The 21,879-nt window shown below is 67.4% G+C and carries 21 protein-coding genes; 9 read left to right on the top strand and 12 right to left on the bottom strand.

All coding sequences use genetic code 11. The annotated features are described in order from the left end of the window. Positions 1–108: 108 nt before the first annotated feature. Together psmB and J0X25_RS33520 are read right to left on the bottom strand one after the other, a co-directional pair. A complete protein-coding gene (psmB, locus tag J0X25_RS33525; RefSeq protein ID WP_207288226.1) occupies positions 109–840 on the bottom strand; it encodes an archaeal proteasome endopeptidase complex subunit beta in 732 nt (243 codons plus the stop codon). A 135-nt stretch (positions 841–975) separates the two neighbouring features. Continuing rightward, positions 976–1,152 carry a hypothetical protein gene (locus J0X25_RS33520; RefSeq protein WP_207288225.1) on the bottom strand — a complete coding sequence of 59 codons (177 nt, stop codon included), beginning with the start codon at positions 1,150–1,152 and terminating at the stop codon, positions 976–978. Between the two features lie 324 nt (positions 1,153–1,476). On the opposite strand from J0X25_RS33520, the gene J0X25_RS33515 reads away from it, so the two are divergent. Both J0X25_RS33515 and J0X25_RS33510 read left to right on the top strand, forming a co-directional pair. Further along, on the top strand, positions 1,477–1,830 hold the full coding sequence (locus J0X25_RS33515) for a DUF555 domain-containing protein (protein ID WP_207288224.1): 354 nt from the start codon (positions 1,477–1,479) through the stop codon (positions 1,828–1,830). Positions 1,831–1,935: 105 nt separating this feature from the next. Next, a complete protein-coding gene (locus J0X25_RS33510) occupies positions 1,936–2,475 on the top strand; it encodes a CBS domain-containing protein (RefSeq protein ID WP_207288223.1) in 540 nt (179 codons plus the stop codon). Positions 2,476–2,535: 60 nt separating this feature from the next. Here the strand turns inward: J0X25_RS33510 and J0X25_RS33505 are convergent, their stop codons facing one another. Then, on the bottom strand, positions 2,536–2,949 hold the full coding sequence (locus J0X25_RS33505) for a winged helix-turn-helix domain-containing protein (RefSeq protein ID WP_207288222.1): 414 nt from the start codon (positions 2,947–2,949) through the stop codon (positions 2,536–2,538). Positions 2,950–3,102: 153 nt separating this feature from the next. Between J0X25_RS33505 and J0X25_RS33500 the strand changes: the two genes are divergently transcribed. Next, complete coding sequence (locus J0X25_RS33500) at positions 3,103–3,657, top strand: DUF8170 family protein (RefSeq protein WP_207288221.1); 555 nt, start codon at positions 3,103–3,105, stop codon at positions 3,655–3,657. A gap of 24 nt (positions 3,658–3,681) precedes the next feature. On the opposite strand, the gene J0X25_RS33495 is transcribed toward J0X25_RS33500, so the two are convergent. From J0X25_RS33495 to J0X25_RS33470, 6 genes are all read right to left on the bottom strand, one after another. Further along, positions 3,682–4,656, bottom strand: coding sequence for an aldo/keto reductase (locus J0X25_RS33495; protein ID WP_207288220.1), 975 nt, complete (start codon positions 4,654–4,656; stop codon positions 3,682–3,684). A gap of 646 nt (positions 4,657–5,302) precedes the next feature. After that, positions 5,303–5,695, bottom strand: coding sequence for a hypothetical protein (locus J0X25_RS33490; protein WP_207288219.1), 393 nt, complete (start codon positions 5,693–5,695; stop codon positions 5,303–5,305). Beyond that, positions 5,692–8,112 carry a penicillin acylase family protein gene (locus J0X25_RS33485; RefSeq protein ID WP_207288218.1) on the bottom strand — a complete coding sequence of 807 codons (2,421 nt, stop codon included), beginning with the start codon at positions 8,110–8,112 and terminating at the stop codon, positions 5,692–5,694. Before J0X25_RS33485 ends, J0X25_RS33490 begins: the two co-directional genes overlap by 4 nt. Positions 8,113–8,216: 104 nt before the next feature. Next, on the bottom strand, positions 8,217–9,386 hold the full coding sequence (locus J0X25_RS33480; protein WP_207288217.1) for an ABC transporter permease: 1,170 nt from the start codon (positions 9,384–9,386) through the stop codon (positions 8,217–8,219). Beyond that, a complete protein-coding gene (locus tag J0X25_RS33475) occupies positions 9,376–11,268 on the bottom strand; it encodes an ABC transporter permease family protein (RefSeq protein ID WP_207288216.1) in 1,893 nt (630 codons plus the stop codon). The genes J0X25_RS33480 and J0X25_RS33475 overlap by 11 nt, the downstream gene beginning before the upstream one ends. Further along, a complete protein-coding gene (locus tag J0X25_RS33470; RefSeq protein ID WP_207288215.1) occupies positions 11,265–12,356 on the bottom strand; it encodes an ABC transporter ATP-binding protein in 1,092 nt (363 codons plus the stop codon). The genes J0X25_RS33475 and J0X25_RS33470 overlap by 4 nt, the downstream gene beginning before the upstream one ends. 158 nt (positions 12,357–12,514) lie before the next feature. On the opposite strand from J0X25_RS33470, the gene J0X25_RS33465 reads away from it, so the two are divergent. After that, a complete protein-coding gene (locus J0X25_RS33465; protein WP_207288214.1) occupies positions 12,515–12,952 on the top strand; it encodes an SRPBCC family protein in 438 nt (145 codons plus the stop codon). A 318-nt stretch (positions 12,953–13,270) separates the two neighbouring features. Here J0X25_RS33465 and J0X25_RS33460 read toward each other — a convergent pair whose 3' ends face one another. Then, entirely contained in the window at positions 13,271–13,918 is a 648-nt protein-coding gene (locus J0X25_RS33460; RefSeq protein ID WP_207288213.1) for a flavin reductase family protein, read from the bottom strand. A 185-nt stretch (positions 13,919–14,103) separates the two neighbouring features. On the opposite strand from J0X25_RS33460, the gene J0X25_RS33455 reads away from it, so the two are divergent. The 3 genes from J0X25_RS33455 (at position 14,104) to J0X25_RS33445 (ending at position 15,978) form a co-directional block, all read left to right on the top strand. After that, positions 14,104–14,475, top strand: coding sequence for a winged helix-turn-helix transcriptional regulator (locus J0X25_RS33455; RefSeq protein WP_207288212.1), 372 nt, complete (start codon positions 14,104–14,106; stop codon positions 14,473–14,475). Between the two features lie 125 nt (positions 14,476–14,600). Beyond that, entirely contained in the window at positions 14,601–15,350 is a 750-nt protein-coding gene (locus tag J0X25_RS33450; RefSeq protein WP_207288211.1) for a pirin family protein, read from the top strand. Between the two features lie 67 nt (positions 15,351–15,417). Continuing rightward, positions 15,418–15,978 (top strand): FAD-dependent oxidoreductase, encoded by a 561-nt coding sequence (locus tag J0X25_RS33445; protein ID WP_207288210.1) that lies wholly within the window; start codon positions 15,418–15,420, stop codon positions 15,976–15,978. A gap of 30 nt (positions 15,979–16,008) precedes the next feature. Here the strand turns inward: J0X25_RS33445 and J0X25_RS33440 are convergent, their stop codons facing one another. Beyond that, positions 16,009–16,623 carry a TetR/AcrR family transcriptional regulator gene (locus tag J0X25_RS33440; RefSeq protein ID WP_207288209.1) on the bottom strand — a complete coding sequence of 205 codons (615 nt, stop codon included), beginning with the start codon at positions 16,621–16,623 and terminating at the stop codon, positions 16,009–16,011. Positions 16,624–16,819: 196 nt separating this feature from the next. Between J0X25_RS33440 and purL the strand changes: the two genes are divergently transcribed. Further along, on the top strand, positions 16,820–19,117 hold the full coding sequence (gene purL, locus J0X25_RS33435; protein ID WP_207288208.1) for a phosphoribosylformylglycinamidine synthase subunit PurL: 2,298 nt from the start codon (positions 16,820–16,822) through the stop codon (positions 19,115–19,117). Positions 19,118–19,224: 107 nt separating this feature from the next. After that, positions 19,225–19,818 carry a response regulator transcription factor gene (locus tag J0X25_RS33430; protein ID WP_207288207.1) on the top strand — a complete coding sequence of 198 codons (594 nt, stop codon included), beginning with the start codon at positions 19,225–19,227 and terminating at the stop codon, positions 19,816–19,818. A 36-nt stretch (positions 19,819–19,854) separates the two neighbouring features. Here J0X25_RS33430 and J0X25_RS33425 read toward each other — a convergent pair whose 3' ends face one another. Continuing rightward, positions 19,855–21,735: a sensor histidine kinase gene (locus J0X25_RS33425; RefSeq protein ID WP_207288206.1), complete on the bottom strand. Its 1,881-nt coding sequence runs from the start codon at positions 21,733–21,735 to the stop codon at positions 19,855–19,857. Between the last annotated feature and the right edge of the window lie 144 nt (positions 21,736–21,879).

The following is a 21,879-nucleotide window of genomic DNA, read 5'->3' as shown; positions in this document are numbered from 1 at the left end:
GGTCGCGGCACAGCGCCCGACACGACGCAACGTACCCAGTCCGAACGGAGCCGACGCTACTCGCGAGAGAAACCCGAAAAGCGACGCCCCGTTCCGTTTCGAACCGACTTACAGCACTTCGTCGAAGTCGTGGTGGCCGTGGATGTCGACGCCCTCGTCGGTGATCTCACAGAGGAAGACGCCGTTGCCGGAGCCGGTGTCGCGCTCGACGGCGGACTTGATACCGCGGGCGGCGACCGTCTTGGCCTCCTCGTTGGACATGTCCGGTTCGTAGGCCTGCTCTAAGTGACCGTAGGCGAGTTGCATCCCGGAGCCGGTGACGGTGTAGTCGTCCTCCATGACGCCGCCGGCGGGGTCGATGCTGTAGACGTGGCTCCCTTCCTCGTCGACGCCGCCCAGGATCGGGTGGATGGCGAAGAATGGACCGCCGCGGGCGAAGTTGCCGGCGAGCGTCGCCAGCGCGTCGATGCTCATCCCCTCGCCGCGTCGGGCCCCGTAGAGGTTAACCTCGGCGCGGAGACTCGAGATGAACGACTGGGCGCCGCCGACGCTGCCGACCAGCGTGAGCGCGGCCGTCGGGTGGATCTGCTCGACCTTCTGGACGTTCTTGTTCGAGACGAACCGGCCGCCGAGGCTGGCGCGCATGTCCGTCGCGATGATGACGCCGTCGGCCGTCGAGATGCCGATCGTCGTCGTGCCGGTCTTGTTGACGTTGTCGAGGTCGGCCCGCGACAGGTCGTTCTGGGGCATCGACCCGATCTCGGGCTCGTAGGGGTTCGGATCGTCGGCCAACTGGTCGACGGTACGGGAGAAGTCCGAATTGTGCTGAGGTGCTCGCATTGACGAAACTGTACGGCCGGCACGGTATAAAACACCGGCGGTCACCACGGCGGTTTCCGCTTTCGGGACCGGTCGCTCTCGACGTCGATGGCTGAGAGAAGCGGGGGTCGCAGCGGTGGACTGTGGGGGCGTCGATTACTCGTCGGGCTGTCTGGCCTCGAGGGAGTCCTCGACGTTCGCGAGGATGCGGTGGATCGGCAGCGTTACGCCGGCCTGGCGGGCGGCGATCGCGAGCGGCATCGCGACGATGCCGATCACGATGCACAACTGGTACAGGGCGAACAGGGTCGCGTGGTACACGCGGGATATCATCAGCGTTCATCGATGGCCAGACGATCGGTGTATATAAGCTTTCTTGAAGATCGATTATCATAACCATTTATCACCATAGTTCGAGTCGGCGCCGTCGTGCGATTCTACTCGACCTGCGGTCCGGACAACTCGAGACGGGTTCGGGCCGATGTACGGCTAAGCGGTCGGCAATCGACTCGCTCGATTCCCGTAACTTATGCGCATTATCCGTCTCACGTGCGCACCTCGGGCGCGCCGATCGGACGGCGACGATCGGCGACGCGACGCGGGTTTCGGCCGGCTACGAACCGCAAGACAGGAAACCCCTCGGAACGACCACCGCGTATGGGAAACTATCTCGTCGCGATGGAAGCCGCGTGGCTGGTTCGTGACGTCGAGCAGATCGACGACGCCATCGGCGTCGCCGTCAGCGAGGCCGGGAAACGACTGAACAGCGAAGACATGGACTACGTCGAGGTCGAGGTCGGCGCGACGGGCTGTCCGGCCTGCGGCGAGCCTTTCGACTCGGCCTTCATCGCGGCCGACACCGCGCTCGTGGGCCTCGCGCTCGAGATGGAAGTCTACAACGCCGACGGCGAGGAACACGCCTCCAGGATCGCCAAGAGCGAGGTCGGCGGTGCGCTGCGAGACGTCCCCCTCTCGGTCGTCGAGGTCGTCGAGACGCCCGACGAGGACTGATCGCGCGTCGCCCCGCGTCCAGCGGCGCTGACGGATACCCACCGTCGGCGTCAGCCGTCCGGTTCGACCCAAAGTATTTTTGATAACCCGCAGTTATTGTTCCCCATGGAACTTCCGACGCCCGCGGACCTGCGCCAGCGCCGCACCGATCTCGGGCTGACCCAGAGCGAACTCGCGGAGACGGCCGACGTCTCCCAGCCCCTGATCGCCCGGATCGAAGGCGGCGACGTCGATCCGCGCCTCTCGACGCTGCGCCGGATCGTCAACGCCCTCGAGAAGGCCGAGAGCGACGTCGTCCGCGCCGAGGATCTGATGAACGAGGCCGTCGTCAGCGTCGCGCCCGACGACGCCGTCAAGGCGGCCGCCCGCGAGATGGAGGAGGAGGCCTACTCCCAATTGGCGGTCATCCAGGACGGTATTCCGGTGGGCTCGATCAGCCAGAGCGACCTCGTCCACCTCGACTCCGAGGCGCGGGACGAACCCGTCGAGGACCACATGAGCGAGAGCTTTCCGACGGTGTCGAAGGACGCGACGCTGGACGAGATCAGCAACCTGCTCGAGCACTACAAGGCCGTGATGATCACCGAGGCCGGCGAGACGGTCGGGATCATCACCGAGGCCGACATCGCCTCGCGGTTCTCCTGATCGGCGTCGGTTCCCGAGCGACCGATCGGGCGATGGACGCTCGAGTTCTCTCTGCGGAACTCAGTCCCGATCGGGTCGCGGCGCGTTCTCGTACTTCACCATCTTCTCTGGTTTGTCGGAAATCGTCCCGTAGATCCGTTTGAGCGTCTCCTCGGCCCGAAGCAGGTTGTGGCGCCCGAGGAGTTCGCGGCCCGCGTCGGTCAGGCCGTAGAACTTCCAGGGGTAGCCCTGCCGGCGCTCGTCGTCGGACAGCGCGACCGCCTCGACGATGCCGGCGTCGATCAGCTTCTGGACGTGTTTGTAGACGGTCGCCTCGCTGACGCTCGGGTTCAACTGCTCGAGTTCGTACATCGAGGGCAGTCCCTCGGGGTGTTGCAGGATGTTGGCGACGAGCGCGAACCGGGTCTCCTGGGTGAGAAAGTGCAGGAGTTCCCGCGTCTCCGTCCCGTCGGCGGTACCCACGTCGGTACTCATGCGAGGGCCTACGCACCCCGCCACCAAGTAGTTTACCCTGAGGTAAATCACCCCAGAGTAAACCGAACTGGGTCGAGATCGCCACACCCGACCCGTTTCGGAAACGGAATCGGTGGAGAAAACCCTATTGTCGTCTCCTCTGAATCGTGGGGTATGACCGACGAGTCGCCGCCAGTCCCCGAGGCAGTGCTCGCGAGCGCGACGGAGCGACTCGAAGCCGAAGAGCTCTCGCTCGCGGACAACGAGGACCTCCTTCACGCCCTGAGCGAATTGGCGCCGATCTACGAGGCCGACCGCTCGTACTTCGTGCTCGGGAACTACGACCCGGAGCCGATGGCTCGGCTCGAGCTCGTCGTCGACCGTCTCGGCCGCCGTCGGGACGCCGCCGCCTTCCGGATGAACGACGTGCGCGGCGGCTGGGACAACGGGATCCAGAAGTTCTGCCTGATCGCGGACCTCGTGACCCACGTCGTCGGCGTCGCCGAGAAGGAACCCAGCGGCTTCCTCGTCGAACAGGGACTGCTCGCGGGCACCGAGGAGTACTTCGAGAAGACCCACGTGCTCAAGCGGGCGTATCCCGACGCCGACGAGGCCCATCCCTACGGCTGGATGGAGGACGGGGTGTTCGACCTGCTCGAGGCCGAGGGCCGACTGTACGAGTGGCGGACCGAGGAGGACCTGCTCGAGGTTGTGGAGGAAATTCCGTGATCGCGGTTCGCGTGTTCGTCCCGCTCAGGAGTGCCCCGACACCGGCACCGGTTCGTACGGCTCTTCGAGGTACGCGATATCCGACTCCGACAGCGAGATGTCCAGCGCTTCGACGGCCTGCTCGAGGTGCTCCACGCTGGTCGTCCCGACGATCGGCGCGTCGACCCAGTCCTTGTGCAACAGCCACGCCAGCGCGACCTGGGCCATCGTGACGCCCTTGTCGGCGGCGATCTCGGCCACGCGCTCGTTGATCTCCGACCCGCCGCCCTCGCGGTAGGGGTGTTCGTACATGTGTTCCTCCGTCTCGCCGCGTTTCGTGGCGTCGATTTCCTCGTGGGGGCGCGTGAGGTAGCCGCGGGCCAGCGGCGACCACGGGATGACTCCCACGTCCTCCTTCTCGCAGAGGGGCAGCATCTCCCGCTCTTCCTCGCGGTAGACGAGGTTATAGTGGTTCTGCATCGTCTGGAACCGCTCGAGGCCCAGGCTGTCGCTGGTGTGCAGCGACTCCGCGAACTGGTGGGCCCACATCGAGGAGGCGCCGATGTAGCGGACGTGACCCCGCCGAACCGCGTCGTCGAGCGCCCGCAGGGTCGTCTCGATCGGCGTCTTGGGGTCCCACCGGTGGGGCTGGTAGAGGTCGATCGTGTCCATCCCCAGTCGCTCGCGGCTCGCTTCGAGTTCCTGTTCGATGGCCTTCCGGGAGAGGCCGCCCGAGAGCGGATCGCCGTCGCGCATCCGGAAGTACCCCTTCGTCGCGACGACCGAGCGCTCGCGGTGGCCCTCGAGGGCCTCGCCGAGGATGCGCTCGGATTCGCCCCGCGAGTACATGTTCGCGGTGTCGAAGAAGTTGATTCCGAGGTCGATCGCCCGCTCGATGATCTCCTTGCTCTCCTCGTCCTCGAGGACCCACTCGCGCCAGTCGCTCGAGCCGAAGCTCATGCAGCCGAGGCAGAGGCGGCTGACTTCCATGCCGGTCGAACCGAGGGTCGTGTACTCCATACGGGTCGGACGTGGGCCGGCGAAAAAACAGTACGTGCTACGGCGACCCGCTCGTCTGAGACGACGATTCGGCCCACTCATCCGACGTGCGGTGGCGCGCGCTGTGTCGCGGTGAGCGAACAGCGAACCGCGAGGCAAAACCGTGCGAGGGATGAGCGAAGGAACGCAGTGAGTGAGCGAATCGGCTGGGGAGGGAGTGGTTACTCCTCGTTGCCACGATAGCAGAGCAGTCGGTTTCACCTCGGTGTTCGAGCACAGAATTGAGCCGACTACGGAGTCGTTCGGATGCATGTGACGCCATCTCGCCGGACCTAAAGTCGAATAGCAGTGCGCTGCTATCGTGGCAACAGGGATTCCCACACCCCACCCAACCGACTGCGGTCCTCGCTCCCGCTGGTCGCTGTGGTCCTCATCCACTGGAAGACGCGGGGCGTCTTCCAAGCTGCTGAAAATCGGAGATTTTTCGCATCACGAGACGGCGAAGCCGTCTCGAACGACTTCGCTCGCTACGCTCGCGAAGACCTCGCACGGTGTCGTCAACCGGCCTCGCAATCGCTCGGTCGGTCGAAAGCGCGCGCCACCGCACGTGCCCCTCTCGGGCAGAGCGAAACGTGGCCACATCGGCTATTAGAGTAGCAAGTCATTATCACACAATTCCCCGAACGAGCGACCCGAGCACCGGCAGCCCGATCGCGCTGGCGACGACCAGGTAGATCACCGGCGTCATTCCGAAGACGGTCCCCGCCGACCCACCGAGCGAGAGCGCGAAGGCGACGAGGACGACGACGCCGAAGCCGATCGCCCCGGCGACCCCGCGCCACGGGGTCGACGCGGTGAGGGCCACGAGCGCCCCGCCGACCACGAGTCCGAACCAGTGAAGCCACGAGAGGGCCAGTCCGAGGGCAACCGCGACGACGACGGCGACGGCGTGGTGTCGAGAGTCGGTCCTGATACGCTCGAGTGCGGTTCCGGCGCGTTCGGGTACGCTCGAGGCGTCCGAACCGGACGGATCGGTTCCGGCCGCGTCGGTTTCGCTCACGACGACCCCCCGGTGAACTCGACGGCGACGTCGGCCTCGGTCGACCGGTCCATCGGTTTCTGCTCGTTGGCGATCCAGCGCTCGAACTGGTCGTCGTAGTGATCGGAGAAGTAATCCCCCGAGTTCCCGCCGGGCAGGACGGCCGTCGCCGTTCCACCGGGTTCGACGACCATCCGCCAGCTCGAGCCGACGCCCGATCCGACGCGATAGTTGTTGACGGTCGCTCGCGAGCCGTCGAGGGCGTGCTCGTCGAGGTTCAGGAACGGGGCCTCCCCGCCGAAGGGATGTTCGATCGCCCGCGTCGTGTTCCAGTCGCCGTACTCCTCCCAGCCCGCCTCGTCGATCTCGTCGAGGGCCGCCTCGAGCGCCGCGACCATCGTCTCGCCCCGCGGCCGGTCCGCGTAGAGGTCGCCGTGGGCCGAAAGCGTCGCGACCGCCCAGTCGGTCGGATAGTACGAGTCGTCGAGGTCGGCCTCGTCGAACTGCGGCTCGACGGTCAGCCGACGGAAGTGGTCCATCCAGCGGGCGAAGACGAGCGCGCCCTCGCTGTCGCGACCCATCCGTCGGTCCCACTCGTCGAGCGTCGCCGCGGCCGTCTCGAGTCGGTCGCCGACGTCTCGCTCCGCCACGGCCTCGAGCAGATCCGGCAGGAGCTGATCGGCCCGGCCGTCGCGAGTGTCGCGCTGGAGGTCGCGATGGAACTCGAGGTCCGTAACGCCACCGTCCTCGAGCGCGGCGTCCAACCGCTCGTAGATTCGCGAGCCGCGGTATGGCGCCGCGTAGGCGACGCCGACGTAGTGCTCCGGGGCGTCGACGACGCGCTGGTTGGCCGTCGCCAGTACGTCGGGATCGATCGCGTGCGGTTTCTCCTCGAACGGGACGAACCCGTCCCACGAGGACTCGCCAAAGGGCGTAAAGCCCGTCCACTCGCCCTCGCCCGCGGAGCCGTCGAATATCCGGTTCGCGGCCACTTCCTCGCCGTCGACGGTCCGGATCGGGAGCTTCCCCGTCGCGTAGTAGCACGTCCGGCCGTCGGCGTCCGCGTAGACGAGATTCTGGGTCGGCAGGTCGAACTTTCGCGTGGCCTCGAGCAAGTCCTCGAGCCCGCCGCTCCGACCGAACTCGTATATCGCGTCGGTCGTCCGGGTGGCCGTGTGCCCGGTCCAGGCGACGCCGACCGTCCGCTCCTCGCGCTCGAGCACCGGTCCGTGGACCGTCTTCCGGACGGTAATCATCCGATTCTCCCCGCCGGCGACGGCGAGTTCGCGCTCTTCCGTGTCGAACTCGCGCCACTCGCCCCGATAGCGATAGCGCTCGCCCTCGTCGTCGATCTCGTAGCGGTAGCAGTCGAGCACGTCGGCGCCGACGTTGGTGAACGACCACACGCCCGCCGCGTTCGCGCCCGCGATGACGAACGGGACGCCGGGGAACGTCGCGCCCCTGACCGACCGTTCGGGCGTCTCGACGTGCTGTTCGTACCACAGCGGGGGCGTCATCAGCGTGAGGTGGGGGTCGTAGGCGACGATGGGCGTCCCGCTTTCGGTGTGGTCGCCCGAGACGACCCAGCTGTTCGAGCCGACGCCCGTCGGCGATTCGTACCTCGAGAGCCACTCGGTCAGCGCCGGCCCCACCGATCCGTTCGCGGCGGCGTCGGTCGGTTCGTTCGAGCCGTCAGTTCCATCTCCGTCGCCGTCACCACCCTCGAGGCGGTCCGCGTCGACGGCGTCGCGGAGGATCGGCGTGTCGTGATCCATCCGTTCGGGATACAGCTCCGCCGCGACGGCCTCGCCGAGCCGGTCGGCGACCAGCGCCCGCCGGAGCTCGCCGAAGTTCCCCGTCAGGTCCCACGAGATCTGTTTCTCCATCAGCATCGAGTCGACCGGCGTCCACTCGCGGGGCTCGTAGCCGAGGAGTTCGAACTCGAGGGGCAACTGTTCGCGCTCCATCGCCGCGGTGACGCCGTCGGCGTAGGCCTCGACGAGCGGTCCCGCAGACGTTTCGGCGACGAGTTCCCAGGTCGCCTCCGCGGCGCCGGCGAAGTCCATGCGGACGTGGAACTCGTCGTCCTCGAGGGTGGCCTCACCGACGATTTCGGAAAGCTGGCCGCGCATGACTCGCCGCTGGAGGTCGAGCTGAAAGAGTCGGTCGAACGCCTGCACGTAGCCGACGGCGAAGTACGCCGCCCGCTCCTCGTCCGCCTCGACGTGCGGGACGCCGTAGTCGTCGACGCGGAGCGTCGCCTCGCCGTGGGGACTCTGGACCGCGTCCGGTAGCGACCGGTCGGCCGCGTTCCAAGCCCGCCCGGAGAGGGGAGCGAACTGCTCGAGCAGCTCTCGAGCGCCAGTCAACGTCAGTCCGCCGACGCCGGCGGCGAGCGCGCCCGCGAGCACGCCGCGACGTGTGGTATCGGATGGCACTGGTCGTACATTCGACTCACTCGTCTTAACTATCACGCTGCCGAGTTGTTTCTATAAATCTGGGAGGGGTGGTTACTGAATCCCGTGGCCGTCGACCCACACCGTCACAGCGCGTCCGCTTCGAGCCGCGCGACGCCCGCCCTGACGGCGAGGTAGCCGCCGATAGCGAGCAGACAGTACGCCGCCAGCGAGAGCCAGGTCGTCGCCGTGGGGTTGCCGATGGCGAACTTCGCGACGGTGTTCGCCGGGTGTTCGGGCAGCAGGGTCGCGACGACGAGCGCGCCGACGATGCCGACCGAGTAGCACAGTTGCGCCTGCCGCCGATCCGGCGCGAGCAGGGCGACGCCGGTCCCCGCCGCGGTGACGAGCAACGCCAGCGCCGCCGCCAGCACGACGAGTGGGATCGGCGCCGCGATGGCGGTCCCGTTGAACGCGAGCAGGACCAGCCACGCGGTCGCCTGCAGCGGCGCCAGCGCGGCGATCGCCAGCAGCTTCGCGTCCGCGATATCGACGAGCGACAGCGGACTGACCCGGAGCAACTCGAGGGTGCCCCGCGAGCGCTCCTCGATCAGCGAGTCGACGACGATCGAGCCGCTGATGAACACCGGCAGGAACACCAGCAGCGGGAGCAAGATCGTGTAGGTGAACTCGACGTACGGGCTCGCCTCGCCACCCTCGGGGACGGTCAGCGGCGGCTCCTCGAGGAACTCGGCGTTGGCGACGTGCTCGTGGTGCTCGAGGCTCTCGAGCAGTTCCTGAAGCTGGACGACGAGCAGGGTCGTCTCCAGCCCCCCGTCGGGGACCGTCGCCTCGACGACGAGTCGGCCGTCGGCGTTCCGGTGCACCTCGAGCATCGCCGCCACCCGTCCGTCCTCGAAGGCCTGCACGGCGGCGGCCCTGTCCGCCGCGACGCTCGAGCGGAGTCCGTCCTGCTCGGCGGCGAGCGCGTTGAGCTGCTGGAGCGCCTCGGGGTCGTCGCCGGTGACGACGATCTCGGTCTCGTAGCCGTCGACGGCGCTGGGGTCGTACAGCGAGACGAGCCCGACGACGAGGAACGAGGAGAACGCCGCGATGACGAGCTGGATCGCCAGCGCGAGCACGATGGTCTTCTCGGAGCGAAGCGACCGGAGTTCGCGACGGGCGAGGGCCCAGCGCGCACCGAAACGGGAGTCGCCGGCCGCGTCGGCGCCGCCGTCCGACCGCGTCGGCGGATTCGGACCCCGCTGGATCGGCGTCGACTCGTCGCTCGAGCGACCGCCCCGATCACGCGACAAGGATGATCACCCCCACGTTGTAGGCCGCGTGAACGAGCGTCGCGACCAGGAAGGCGAGGGCGTACTGGGTTCGGCCGCGACTCGCCCCGAGCGCCGAAATCGTCGCCGTCACCGCGTGTAACACCAGCGGGGCGAAGAAGACGGCGACGAGGACGAGCGGGTCGCTCGAGAGCGCGGGACCGAACGCGGCGGTCCCGACGGACAGCTCCGGCAGACCGACGAACTGGACGATGTGCGTCACCTTCTCGCCGACGAAGAAGCCGGCGCCCGAGACGATCCCGAGAATCGCGGCGACGCGCAGCGAGGCGTCGAACCGCGAGCGGGCGAACCCGGCGTAGACGTGGATGCTCTTTGCGACCTCCTCGAGGGCAGCCGCGAACACGATGATGACGGGCAGAGCCAACGCCTCGGGGACGGCGAACAGCAGCGCGACGGCGAGCAACTGGCCCCCGAAGACGAAGGGGATGAAGAGAATCGACAGGAGGGCGACGCTCCGGTAGCCGCGGAGGCGACTCGCGATGGCGTCGATCACCTTCCCCGGGATCGCCTTCTGGGTGAACATGTCCTCCTCGCGGTAGACGCCGATCCCGAGCAGGTAGCAGACGGCCGCCGCGCAGTAGAACGGCCCCGTCGAGAACAGGTACTCGCCGAACGAGACGGACTCGCCCTGCAGGTCCATCACGATCAGCGTCAGCGGCGAGATCAGCGCGATTGGGTTCACGTCGGTGAAGACCGCCGGAATGAACGTGTACGTCGTCAGGAAGACGCTGATCGTGACCGTCACGAACGTGAGTTCCTTGTACGAACGGGCGAACATCGCCCCCCCGAACGTCGACGCGAGGAACAGCAACGCGATCGGGACGGCCGCGGCGACCGAGAGGATGCCCCCGCCGACCGCGACGGAGATGCCGACGGCGATGGCGACGAGTCCCAGCAGGTACGGCACCGTCTTCCCGGCGACGATCTCGTAGCGCGAGGCCGGAGAGACGAGCAGCAGTTCGCCGCGCCGTTTGACCCGCTCGTCGACGATCGTGCTCCCGTAGGCCTGGATGGCGAAGTTCATCGGGACGACGAACAGGAACGCCAGCACCAGCGACTTGAAGGGGAACGGCGGCGAGATCGAACCCGGCGGCCCGGAGAGGCCGTCCGCTGCGCTCCCGCCGATGTCGGGCACCTGTAGTCGGCCGTCGTCGCTCCCGCCGTCACCGTTGCCGCCATCGCTTCCGCCGGTTCGATCGCCGGAGCCATCCGAACCGCTGCTCCCGGAGTCGTCCGTCGTCTCGCCGGATCCCTCACCATCACCGGTGCCGGACTGGCCGCCGTCACCGCCGGTAGTTCCGCCATCACCCCCGGCCTCGTCGTCGGTCGGTTCCGCGAGGTTACGGTCCTGATAGTCGAGTTCGACGAGCACCGGATAGGCGGCCGTCTCGTTGGCTTCCTGACTCAGTCGGTGCTGGTTGTACGACTCGACTGCGTCCCGAAACGCGGCGTAAGCGGCGTTTCCGTGGGGATCGAACCGCTCGACGCGGCCGTCCCGCGTGAACGCCACGTCGGCGTTCGCCCGGGCTCCGTCGTCGGCGACCTCGAGCTCCGCGAGCGGGATCGCTCTGAACGTGTCGCTCTCGACGGCGACGTCGTGGTAGGGGTTGTCTTCGTCGACGGCGACCACGTAGATGTCGTCCTCGAGACCCAGTCCCTCGTTGGCGGTCGAGAACCCGACGACGCCGACGGTCAGGAGCATCGCGACTACCACGAGCGCCGTCTTCCGATCGACCGTGCCGGCGCTCCGGGCGACCTCCCAGCGGGAGATCCGCGCCGTTCGCGCCACTGCCCCGCGGAGTCGGCGCCACCGGGACCGGTCACGTTCGCGCTCGTCGGTCACGTCCGCGCCTCCGCCGCGTTCTCGGTGTCCGCCGCGTCCTCGGCGTTCTCGGTATCCTCGGCGTTCTCGTCCGCCGGCCCGGTCGCCGAGTCGTCTCGAGCCGCGGCCGGCTCGCCGGCGACCTCGAGGAATATCTCCTCGAGGCTCGGCGTCTTCGTCTGGATGTCGGTCACACGACCACCCTCGCGCTCGACGGCTTCGCGGACGGCCTCGACGCCGTCCATGTCGGCGACGACGTGACGGAACTCGCCGCCACCGGAAGCGTCCGCACCGGCATCGCCGGTGGCCACACCGGTACCGTCGACGTCAGCACCGTCTCCAGCGGCGCCAGCACCGTCACCGTCGGCGTCGACGGTCGGCTCACCGGCAACGGGATCGCCGCCGGCGTCGGCGGTCGCGTAGACGTGGTACTCGGTACCGCCGTGGGCGTCCCGGATCTCCTCGACGGTCCCGCGGGCGACGATCCGGCCGTCGTTCATGATGACGATCCGATCGCAGACGCTCTCGACGTGAAAGAGGTTGTGCGCGCTGAAGACGATGGTCTTGCCTTCGTCGCTCAGTTCGCGCGTGAACTCGATGATGTAGTTGGTCGTCAGCGGGTCGAGGCCCGACGCGGGCTCGTCGAAGATGAGCACGTCGGGGTCGTTCACCAGCGCCCGCGCGATGGCCACCTTTCGCTGCATGCCCTTCGACATGTTGCCGATCCGTCGGTCCCGGTGTTCCAGATCGAGACGCTCGAGCGAGCGCTCGATCCGGTCGCGAGCGACGTCGCGGGGGACGTCGTAGAGATCCGCGAAGAACTCGAGATAGCTGTTCGCGGTCATCTCCTCGTAGAGGGGGGACTCCTCGGGGAGGAAGCCGAGGCGGCGTTGCATCGCGGGGTCGCCGGGGGTGTGACCGGCGACGACGGCGGTGCCGCCGGTCGGTTCGATCAGTCCGGCGAGCATCTTCAGCGTCGTCGTCTTTCCCGCGCCGTTGGGGCCGACGACGCCGAAGACCTCGCCGCGCTCGACCGCGAAGGTACTGCCGTCGACGGCGGTGAAGTCGCCGTATTCTTTGCGGAGGGAGTCGACTTCAAGTATCGCCATTCGTTACCCGACCGAGGGAGCCACCCCAGTAAAGTCTAGCGGCCAGTGAAAGTCACCGACCTGTTCCGATTCGCCGTCCCCGCGAGACCGATTCCGTCGTTTCAGCCCGCCGGACGGTCGTTGCATCCTTGACCGAGCAGCGCGTAGCGACGAGACGAATGACCCGCCTTCGGACCACGCGAACGCCCGACGGCCGGCGGCTCGAGGCCTCACACGTGATCGAGGCGCCCGCGGACGCGGCCTGGGATCTGCTCGTCGATACGACGCGATGGCCGGAGTGGTCGCCCGTCGTCACCGGTGTCGAGGCGACCGACCGCCGCCTCCGGTCGGGAACGTCCGGTCGGGTCCGTCTCCCCGGGGCGTGGGTTCCGTTTCGCATCACCGGCTACGATCCCGCGGCTCGGCGTTGGCGCTGGCGTATCACCGGGCTCCCCGGTGCCGGTCACCGCGTCGACGACCTCGGCGACGGACGCTGTCGAATCGCGTTCGAGTTGCCCCCGCTGGCGACCGGCTACGCGCCCGCCTGCCTGCGCGCGCTCGAGCGACTCGAGGAGGTGCTGCTCGAGGAACGTGTCACCGAATCAAACGACAGATAACCGTGTTCAGTACAGGCTGAGAGCGAACCACGCTCGGCTGAGGAACCGCCGTGCGGTGGCGCGCGCTGTCGGCCGACCGAGTGATAGCGAGGGCGGTCGACGACTTCGTGCGAGGTCTTCGCGAGTGGAACGAGCGAACGGCTCGGAAGACGCTCTGCGTCTTCCGTTGGATGAGCGAACGAGCCTGCGAGTGAGCGAATCGGTTGGGGAGGGTGTGGCGATTCCCTGTTGCCACGATAGCAGGACACTTCTTTTCACCCATTCCGTCAATCGAAGAGCCGTTCCATTCGCACACGTTGGTCGTGTTACCGGCTACCGTTATGGAGGCCGCTCGAGCGAGAATCGATCCGCCGTCCGCGTGTAAAGACTCCCCGCCAGCCGTCCCACGGCGTCGACCTCGTTCACGTCGATCTTCCCGTCTGTCGTCACCGACTCGTCGAGGTGGACGTACTCGACGTCGCCCAGTACGAGCGTCGACCCGCCGACGTCCAGCAGATCCCGAAGGGAACACTCGAAGGCGATTTCCGCGTCGGCGACTCGCGGCGCGTCCACGACCGTCGAGTCAGCGCGCTCGATCCCGGCGTGGTCGAACTCGCTCTCGTCGGCCGGCAGCGTCGCGCTGGTCTCGTTCATCGCCTCCTCGAGGCCGTCGGTGACGATATTCACCACGAACTCGCCGGTCTCACGGGCGTTGCGCGGCGTGTCCTTGAGCCCGTCTGCGCCGTCGACGGGCGCGAACAGCAACACCGGCGGATCGACCGATGCGACGGTGAAGAAACTGTACGGCGCGAGGTTGTCGACGCCCTCGTCGCTCCGGGTGCTCACCCACGCGATCGGGCGTGGAACGACCGCGCTCGAGAGGACTCGATACAGCGAGCCGTCGTGGGAGTCGACGTCGATCTCGAGGGTTTCGCGCGTCTCTCCGCTGTCCTCCGCGCTGTCTGCCGGGTCCGAATCGGCCGTCATGGGCGTCTCACCTCGAGCGCCGCGCTGCGGGGATCAGTGTTCGCGCTCCGATACGGATCGACCGTCGACCACGTTCGCGTTGTGAGTACGAGAGTCATTGTAGTTACGTGCCGGAACCGACTAACGTCGTGTTAGCTGGTTCGAACCCGAACTGCTAAAACGGTTCGCGTCGTACCTTCGTTCGAATGTCATCTCCCCAGACCCACCCCCGCGACGAGGCGGCCGACGCGGCCGAGTCGTCCGGAGCGCCCGACGCCTGCCCCGTCATCGAGTCCCTCGAGCAGATCGGCTCCCAGTGGCGGCTGGCGGTCCTCCACGAACTGCTGTCCGGCGAGCAGCGGTTCAACGAACTCAAGCGCTCGACCGACGCGAACGCCCGGACCCTCTCGCGCGTCCTCGACGACCTCGGCGAGATGGGGTTCGTCGAACGCCGCATCGAGGAGGACGCCCCCATCGCGACCTACTACAGTCTGACCGCCAAGGGCGAGTCGCTCGAACCCGTCTTCGACGAGATCGAGTGCTGGGCCGGGTCGTGGCTCGAAACCTGCGACGCCTGAGCGGACGACGGTTCGAGCGAGCGTCCTGCTTCTCCTGACTCGTTTCGCACCCGTCTCTCTTCGGTGACCGCCGTGAAGCGGCTCGCCGTCGACAGGTTTTACCGGACGGTAAACCAAGGGGCGATATGGACTCGAGCGAGGCGCAGTCGACCCCCGACGGCCCGATCGCCGGCGAGGCCGTCCGACACGGAACCGGCGTCCAGTCGAATCGTGCGTTCCCGACGAACGGTTACCCGCGAAATCTGGATCCGTTCGTGCTGTTCGAGCGGTTCTACATCGATCCCGACGAGGGGTTCCCGATGCATCCCCACCGCGGGTTCGAGATCGTCTCCTACATGATCGACGGCGGGATGGAACACGAGGACTCCCTCGGCGTGACGAACACCGCCGCCGCGAACGACGCGATGCGCATCACGGCCGGCGAGGGGATTCGCCACTCCGAGTTCCCCGCGGACGGCCGGGCCTGTAACGGACTGCAGCTCTGGGTGAATCTCCCGCGAGCCGAAAAGGACGTCGAACCGGACTACGTCGACGCGACGGCGGCCGAACTCCCGACCGAAGAGCGAGGCGGCGCGACGGTCACGACGGTCGTCGGCGAGGGATCCCCGATCGATCTCCGCACGCCGATGGAGTATCTGGACGTCTCCGTCTCCGACGCGTGGACGTGGTCGATCCCCGACGGCTGGTCGGGATTCCTCTACGGCGTCGCCGGCGAGGGGACGGTCGACGGAGACGCGTTCACCGAGGGCGACGTGCTCCCGGTCACCGACGCTCGAGACGTCGCCCTCCGGACCGACGGAAGCCTCCGCGCAGTCGCCGTCTCGGGCCGCCCGCACGGCGAGCCGATCCGGCAACGGGGTCCGTTCGTTCTCTGAATTCCCAACTTCGGCGCGGTTTTACCAAATGGTAAAATACTTCTCCGTGCGGTGACTGTCTCCGAATATGGCAGACGTAGCCGTCGTCGGCGGTGGACCCGCCGGCCTGACCGCAGCACAGTACGCCGCGAAGAACGACCTCGAGACGATCGCCTTCGACACGGACGAGTCGTGGATGCACAAGGCGCACCTCTTCAACTACCCCGCCGTGCGGAGCATCAGCGGCGACGAGTTCCTCGAGATCGCCCGCGGACAGGCCCGCGACCGCGGCGCGACGCTGTACGAGGAAGAAGTGACCGCCGTCGAGGAGACCGACGACGGGTTCGTCGTGCGAACGGACGAGGACGAGTACGCCGCGGAGTACGTCGTCCTCGCGACGGGCGGCGACCGAAGCCTCGCCGAGGATCTCGGCTGCGAGTTCACCGACGAGGAGGTCGTCGACGTGACCCTCGACATGGAGACCTCGGTCGAGGGCGTCTACGCGACCGGCGCGATGAGTCGCGCGGAGAAGTGGCAGGCGGTCATCGCGGCCGGGGACGGCGCAGCCGCGGTCCTCGATATTCTCTCGAAGGAGAAAGGGGAGTACTACCACGACTTCGATATGCCGTCGGACGTGCCGGAACTGTAGTCCGCCGGACCGACGCGCTCGAGCGCGAACTCACTCCGCCGGATACAGCGAGTCGAGGACGAACTCGTCGATGGCCCGGCGCGCCTCTTCCGGGGCGTCCTCGTGACCGAGCGCGAGGCGCCGTTCTCGGGCGGCGTGAATCACGTCGGTGACGAGCTGGCCCATCAGTTCGGCCTCGACCTCCCGGAACTCGCCCCGTTCGATCCCCTTCTCGATGACCGAGACGATGCTGCCCCGAAGCCGGTCGTAGTGCTCGTTGAACAGGTCCCGGTGCTCGTCGTCGTTCTGAGCGTGGGCGTACAGTTCGTGGTAGACCTTCATCCGGTCCCAGTGGGTGAACTCGTCGAACTCCGGCCCGAACAGGCAGCGATCGATCCGCGCGTCGAGTTCCGCGCGGGGGTCCGTCTCGTCGTCGACCGTGACGCTCCCCTCGTACTGGTCGATGACGTACTCCAGAAACGAGGACATGAGGTCGTACTTCCCGTCGAAGTGATAGTGGATCACCTGCCGGGAGAGGTCCATCTCCGCGCCGATATCGCGGACCCGCAGGTCCTTGTAGCCGTGTTCGCTCAGCGCCCGGAAGGTCGCCTCCATGATCACGTCTCTGGTGTCTCGAGACTCGAGTCCCCCGTCCGAATCGCTCATGTCGTCATTCGTGGCGAGGGGACCATAAATCGGTTTCTCCATCCGGGAACGGTGGAATCCTCGCGTTCGGGTCCGGACGGCGCGAGTCCGTCGACGGTCCGTTCGACTCCCCCGTCCCACCACCACAATCAGCGGAGTGATACACGAACGTGCATATGGAAACCCCTTTACTCCCCGACTTCCACCACTGACGTGAATGAGTCTTGCCGATTCGGACCGCGAACTCGTCGTCGAGGAACTGGACCGGGAGCCCACCCCGGCCGAGGCGGCGCTGTTCGAGAACCTCTGGAGCGAACACTGCGCGTACCGCTCCTCGAGACCGCTGCTCTCGGCGTTCGACAGCGAGGGCGAGCAGGTCGTCGTCGGGCCGGGCGACGACGCGGCGGTCGTCGCGCTGCCCGGAAGCGAGGAGGGCGGCGCGGACGAGGGGACGACGTACATCACGATGGGCATCGAGAGCCACAATCACCCCTCCTACGTCGACCCGTTCGACGGGGCCGCGACGGGCGTCGGCGGCATCGTCCGGGATACGCTCTCGATGGGCGCCTACCCCATCGCGCTGGCCGACTCGCTGTACTTCGGCGAGTTCGACCGCGAACACTCGAAGTACCTCTTCGAGGGCGTTGTGGAGGGGATCAGCCACTACGGGAACTGTATCGGCGTCCCCACGGTCGCGGGCAGCGTCGACTTCCACCCGGACTACGAGGGCAACCCCCTCGTGAACGTCGCCTGCGTCGGCCTGACGACCGAGGACCGACTCGTCACCGCCGAGGCCCAAAAACCCGGCAACAAACTGGTTCTCGTGGGTAACGGCACCGGCCGCGACGGCCTCGGCGGCGCCTCCTTCGCTAGCGAAGACCTCTCGGAAGACGCCGAAACCGAGGACCGTCCCGCGGTGCAGGTCGGCGACCCCTACACCGAGAAACTGCTCATCGAGGCCAACGAGCAACTGGTCGACGAGGGCCTGATCCAGTCCGCCCGCGACCTCGGGGCCGCAGGCCTCGGCGGCGCCTCGAGCGAACTGGTTGCAAAAGGGGGCCTGGGCGCCGACATCGAACTCGAGCGCGTTCACCAGCGCGAACCGAACATGAACGCCCTCGAGATCCTCCTCGCCGAGTCCCAGGAGCGGATGTGTTACGAGATCGAACCGGAGAACGTCGACCGCGTGCGCGAGATCGCCGAGCGGTTCGATCTGGGCTGTTCGGTCATCGGCGAGGTCACCGAGGGCAACTATACCTGTACCTTCAACGGAGAGACCGTCGTCGACGTCGACGGCCACTTCCTCGGCGAAGGTGCGCCCATGAACGATCTCCCATCCGAGGCGCCCGAACAGCCGGAAACGGATCTCCCTGATGTCGACCTCGAGGACGCCTTCGACGCCGTCGTCTCGAGTCCGAGCACGGCCTCGAAACAGTGGGTCTACCGCCAGTACGACCACGAGGTCGGCGTCCGGACGAGCGTGGGGCCGGGCGACGACGCGGCGATCATCGCCGTTCGAGAGGCGAGCGCGGAGCCACGTCGAGGGAACTCGGAGAGTTCCCGACCGTCGGAAGACGAAGTCTTCCGAGACTCCGCGGATGAATCGAGCGGCGATAGCCGCGAGATCGGGCAGGGACTCGCCATCTCCGCCGGCGCCGCGCCCAACTGGACCACCGCCGCGCCCTACGAGGGTGCGAAAGCGATCGCCCTCGAGAACGCGACGAACGTCGCGGCCAAGGGGGCGACCCCGCTCGCAGCGGTCGACTGTCTGAACGGCGGCAACCCCGAGAAACCGGACGTCTACGGCGGCTTCGAGGGGATCGTCGACGGGCTCGCGGATATGTGCGCGACGCTCGAGGCGCCCGTGGTCGGCGGGAACGTCTCGCTGTACAACGACTCCGTCGCCGGGCCGATCCCGCCGACGCCGACGCTCGCGATGGTCGGCACGAAAGACGGCTACGACGCGCCGCCGCTGGCGGTCACGGCCGACACTGACGGCGATAGCCGACTGCTGCTGGTCGGTGACGTCGGCCTCGAGTCCGACGAGCCACGCCTCGGCGGCGCCGAGTACCTCGCGCAGTTCGACGGCAGCGACGCCTTCCCCGAACTACCCGACGACCCCGCCGCCCTCGTCGAAACCCTCGCGGACGTCGCGAACGACGACGCGACCCTCGCGGTCCACGACGTCAGCCACGGCGGCCTCGCGGTCGCGCTGGCCGAGATGGTCACCGACGACGCCGGCCTCGAGGTCTCGATCCCCGCCACTGAATCGGCCGATGACCCGGCCAACGCGGCCGCTGCGGCGCTGTTCCACGAACAGCCCGGCCGCGCCCTGATCCAGACCGAATCGCCCGAGGCGATCCGCGAGGCGTTCGACGGCGTGGCACCCGTCGTCGAACTCGGCTCGGCGACCGACGACGGTCGTCTCGCGATCGACGTCGGCGGCCGAACGATCGCGACCGACGCCGCCGCGATCCGGGAGCGACGCGCGACGATCGAACGCGAACTCGAGTGACCGAGCCGCAGGCGCCGTCCGGATCGGTGATTTCCGATTGCCCGATATCTTGAAATACCCAGGGTGCAATTGCTACGACGAACTGATATACTGGGGGATATCGCCTGATGGCCACTGAGACACCGTCCGTCCTGATCGTCGAAGACGAGCCGGACCTCGCGAACCTGTACGCCGCCTGGCTCGAGGAGCCCTGCACCGTCGAGACGGCCTACGACGGACAGAGCGCGCTCGACGCGATCGACGAAACGGTCGATATCGTCCTGCTGGACCGACGAATGCCGGGGCTGTCGGGCGATACGATCCTCGCGACCATCCGGGACCGGGGGCTCGACTGTCGGGTCGCGATGGTCACCGCCGTCGAACCGGACTTCGACATCATCGAGATGGGGTTCGACGACTACCTCGTCAAACCGGTTTCGAAGGAGGAAATCCGTCGGATCGTCGACCAGCTGTCGCTGCGCTCGAGCTACGACGCTCAGCTCCAGGAGTTCTTCGCCCTCTCCTCGAAGAAGGCGCTGCTGGACGCCGAGAAGACCGAGGCCGAACGCAAGTCGAGTCAGGAGTACGCTCGGCTCCAGGACCGGCTGGCGGCCCTCCGCGTCCAGGTCAACGACACGATGGAGGAGTTGCTCGAGCAGGACGGCTACCGGCGGCTCTGTCAGGACATCACTCGCGATTCGATCCTGCAGGAGTCCGACTGATCGCGACCGCAACCGACTCGTCGCGCTACCGGCCGATCACTCCGCCCGCTCGAGGGTCGTCACGTCGCGAATCTCGAGTCGCGTGCCGCCGTTCTCGCCGTTGTCGATCGACAGCGTCCACTCGTGGGCTTCGGCGATCGCCCTGACGAGCGCGAGCCCGAGCCCGGCCGTCGAGATCCCGCCGTCGACGTCCTCGTCGATATCGGTCGCGGGGTCGAGCACTCGATCGTGGGCCGTCGGCGGGATTTCGGCGGCGTCGTCGAGCAGGTAAAAGCCCCGCGAGCGATCGCTCTCGTCGAACCCGACGAGGCCGACCCGAATCGTCACCGCGCCGTCGGCGCGGACCGCGGCGTCGTCGAACGCCGTCTCGAGGAGGTGGACGAACCGATCGGCGTCGGCTCGCAGCGTCGCTCCGTCCTCGAGGACGACTGCATCGTCGTCGAGCCTGGATCGCTCGAGGGCCTCGTCGATCGCCGACTCCAGATCGATTCGGCTCCGGGTACCGACCGTCGAGGCGTTTCGGGCGAACTCCCGGACGTCGTCGACGAGTCGTTCGGCCCTATCGAGCGTCGCCTCCACGGAGTCCTCCGCGAGCGGGAACTCCCACTCCTCGGGGTCGTCGCCCTCGAGCGCGTCCGCGACGGTCGACAGTTGCCGCTTCAGGTCGCTCGAGAGCACGTTTGCAACCGACTCGAGGCGGTCGGTCTGACGCTCGAGTTCGGCGGATCGTTCCTGGAGGACCCGTTCGCGGTCGGCCCGATCGAGGGCCGCTCGGGTGTTCTCCACGAGCGTCGAGATGAGGTCGACGTCGGTCTCGCCGAACCGGTGGGCCTCGAGGGAGCCGGTCATCAGGACGCCGTGGGTGCCGATCGGCGCGATGATCTCCGACCGGATCGGGGTGTCGGGATTGTAGATCTCGTCGACGGTCCGGAGGTCGTCGAACCGTTCGACCGTGCCGGACTCGAAGACGTCCCAGACGAGTCCCTCGCCGGGATTGAACCGCGGGAGGCCGCCGAACTCGTCGTGGGCGCCGGCGGTCCCGGCGACGGGGTCGAGATAGCCCTGCTCCTCCGCTAACAGCCAGACGCCGCTGATCGGGAGGTCGAGCAGGTCGCTGCCGGCGTGGACCGCGATCGCGCAGATCTCCTCGGGATCGTCGGATTCGAGGAGCCAGCGGGTCACCTCGTGGAGCGAGGTGACGACGCGTTCGTACTCCTGTCGGTCGGTTACGTCCCGGATCACGCCGGCGACGGTCGCGATGTCGTCCTCGATCGGGACGAAGCGAAACTCGCCGACGCGGTCCCTGCCGTCGGCGTCGGTAAACGGCACCTCGAGCGTGCGCTCGTCCGCGTTGCCGACGTCGACGTCGGTGATCGCCCGACCGATCTCGACGGCGTGGTCGTCGGCGATCCCCGCCCGCTGGGTCAGCGTCTCCACGTGTTCGCCGACGAGTTCCGTCCGGTCCACCCCGAGCGCCGACTCGGTGGCGCCGTTGACGGTGACGATCTCTCGGGTCCGATCGAGGGTGACGACGGCGTCGTTGATGGCCTCGATGACGGCGGCGTGTTGGGCCAGCGTCGTCTCCTGAACCTTCCGTTCGGTGATGTCGCGCATGTAGACCGACAGCCCGCTCTCCGCGGGGTAGGCGCGGGCCTCGAACCACGTGTCCAGCGGGGCGTGGTAGACCTCGAACGAAACCGGCGTCTGTTCGTCCATCGCGCGGTGAAAGCGGTCGGGAAACTGCGTCTCGACTGTCTGAGGGAACTCGTCCCACATGACGCGGCCGATCAGGTCCTCGCGGGACCGTTTCAGCAGCGTCTCGGCGCGCTCGTTGAGGTAGGCAAACCGGAAGTCCGTATCGAGCGCGAAGAAGGCGTCGGTCACCCGGTCGACGATCGGCACGGAACGCAGCGTCACGGCTGTGCACCCCCGCACACGGTCGGCGACGGCGTGGCGAGACATCCCCCTGCGAGCCGATCGGCTCGCACCCACGTTGTGATCATCGACGGCCAGTTACTCTCCCTTTGCAGAGCGCGTATTTCAGTGTCGTGGCCGAGCGCT

The organism is Haloterrigena alkaliphila (assembly GCF_017352155.2).
GTDB classification, from domain to species: domain Archaea; phylum Halobacteriota; class Halobacteria; order Halobacteriales; family Natrialbaceae; genus Haloterrigena; species Haloterrigena alkaliphila.
The sequence above is the reverse complement of the archived record's forward strand: the minus strand, read 5'-3'. Positions and strand labels throughout refer to the sequence as shown.

Excerpts from the sequence above, each read along its gene's own strand:
- J0X25_RS33430 (WP_207288207.1), top strand. The coding sequence starts at position 19,225 with ATGGCCACTGAGACACCGTCCGTCCTGATCGTCGAAGACGAGCCGGAC.
- J0X25_RS33495 (WP_207288220.1), bottom strand. The coding sequence starts at position 4,656 with ATGGAGTACACGACCCTCGGTTCGACCGGCATGGAAGTCAGCCGCCTC.
- purL (WP_207288208.1), top strand. The coding sequence starts at position 16,820 with ATGAGTCTTGCCGATTCGGACCGCGAACTCGTCGTCGAGGAACTGGAC.
- J0X25_RS33470 (WP_207288215.1), bottom strand. The coding sequence starts at position 12,356 with ATGGCGATACTTGAAGTCGACTCCCTCCGCAAAGAATACGGCGACTTC.
- J0X25_RS33500 (WP_207288221.1), top strand. The coding sequence starts at position 3,103 with ATGACCGACGAGTCGCCGCCAGTCCCCGAGGCAGTGCTCGCGAGCGCG.
- J0X25_RS33510 (WP_207288223.1), top strand. The coding sequence starts at position 1,936 with ATGGAACTTCCGACGCCCGCGGACCTGCGCCAGCGCCGCACCGATCTC.
- psmB (WP_207288226.1), bottom strand. The coding sequence starts at position 840 with ATGCGAGCACCTCAGCACAATTCGGACTTCTCCCGTACCGTCGACCAG.
- J0X25_RS33440 (WP_207288209.1), bottom strand. The coding sequence starts at position 16,623 with ATGAGCGATTCGGACGGGGGACTCGAGTCTCGAGACACCAGAGACGTG.
- J0X25_RS33505 (WP_207288222.1), bottom strand. The coding sequence starts at position 2,949 with ATGAGTACCGACGTGGGTACCGCCGACGGGACGGAGACGCGGGAACTC.
- J0X25_RS33520 (WP_207288225.1), bottom strand. The coding sequence starts at position 1,152 with ATGATATCCCGCGTGTACCACGCGACCCTGTTCGCCCTGTACCAGTTG.
- J0X25_RS33445 (WP_207288210.1), top strand. The coding sequence starts at position 15,418 with ATGGCAGACGTAGCCGTCGTCGGCGGTGGACCCGCCGGCCTGACCGCA.
- J0X25_RS33465 (WP_207288214.1), top strand. The coding sequence starts at position 12,515 with ATGACCCGCCTTCGGACCACGCGAACGCCCGACGGCCGGCGGCTCGAG.
- J0X25_RS33460 (WP_207288213.1), bottom strand. The coding sequence starts at position 13,918 with ATGACGGCCGATTCGGACCCGGCAGACAGCGCGGAGGACAGCGGAGAG.
- J0X25_RS33450 (WP_207288211.1), top strand. The coding sequence starts at position 14,601 with ATGGACTCGAGCGAGGCGCAGTCGACCCCCGACGGCCCGATCGCCGGC.
- J0X25_RS33455 (WP_207288212.1), top strand. The coding sequence starts at position 14,104 with ATGTCATCTCCCCAGACCCACCCCCGCGACGAGGCGGCCGACGCGGCC.
- J0X25_RS33515 (WP_207288224.1), top strand. The coding sequence starts at position 1,477 with ATGGGAAACTATCTCGTCGCGATGGAAGCCGCGTGGCTGGTTCGTGAC.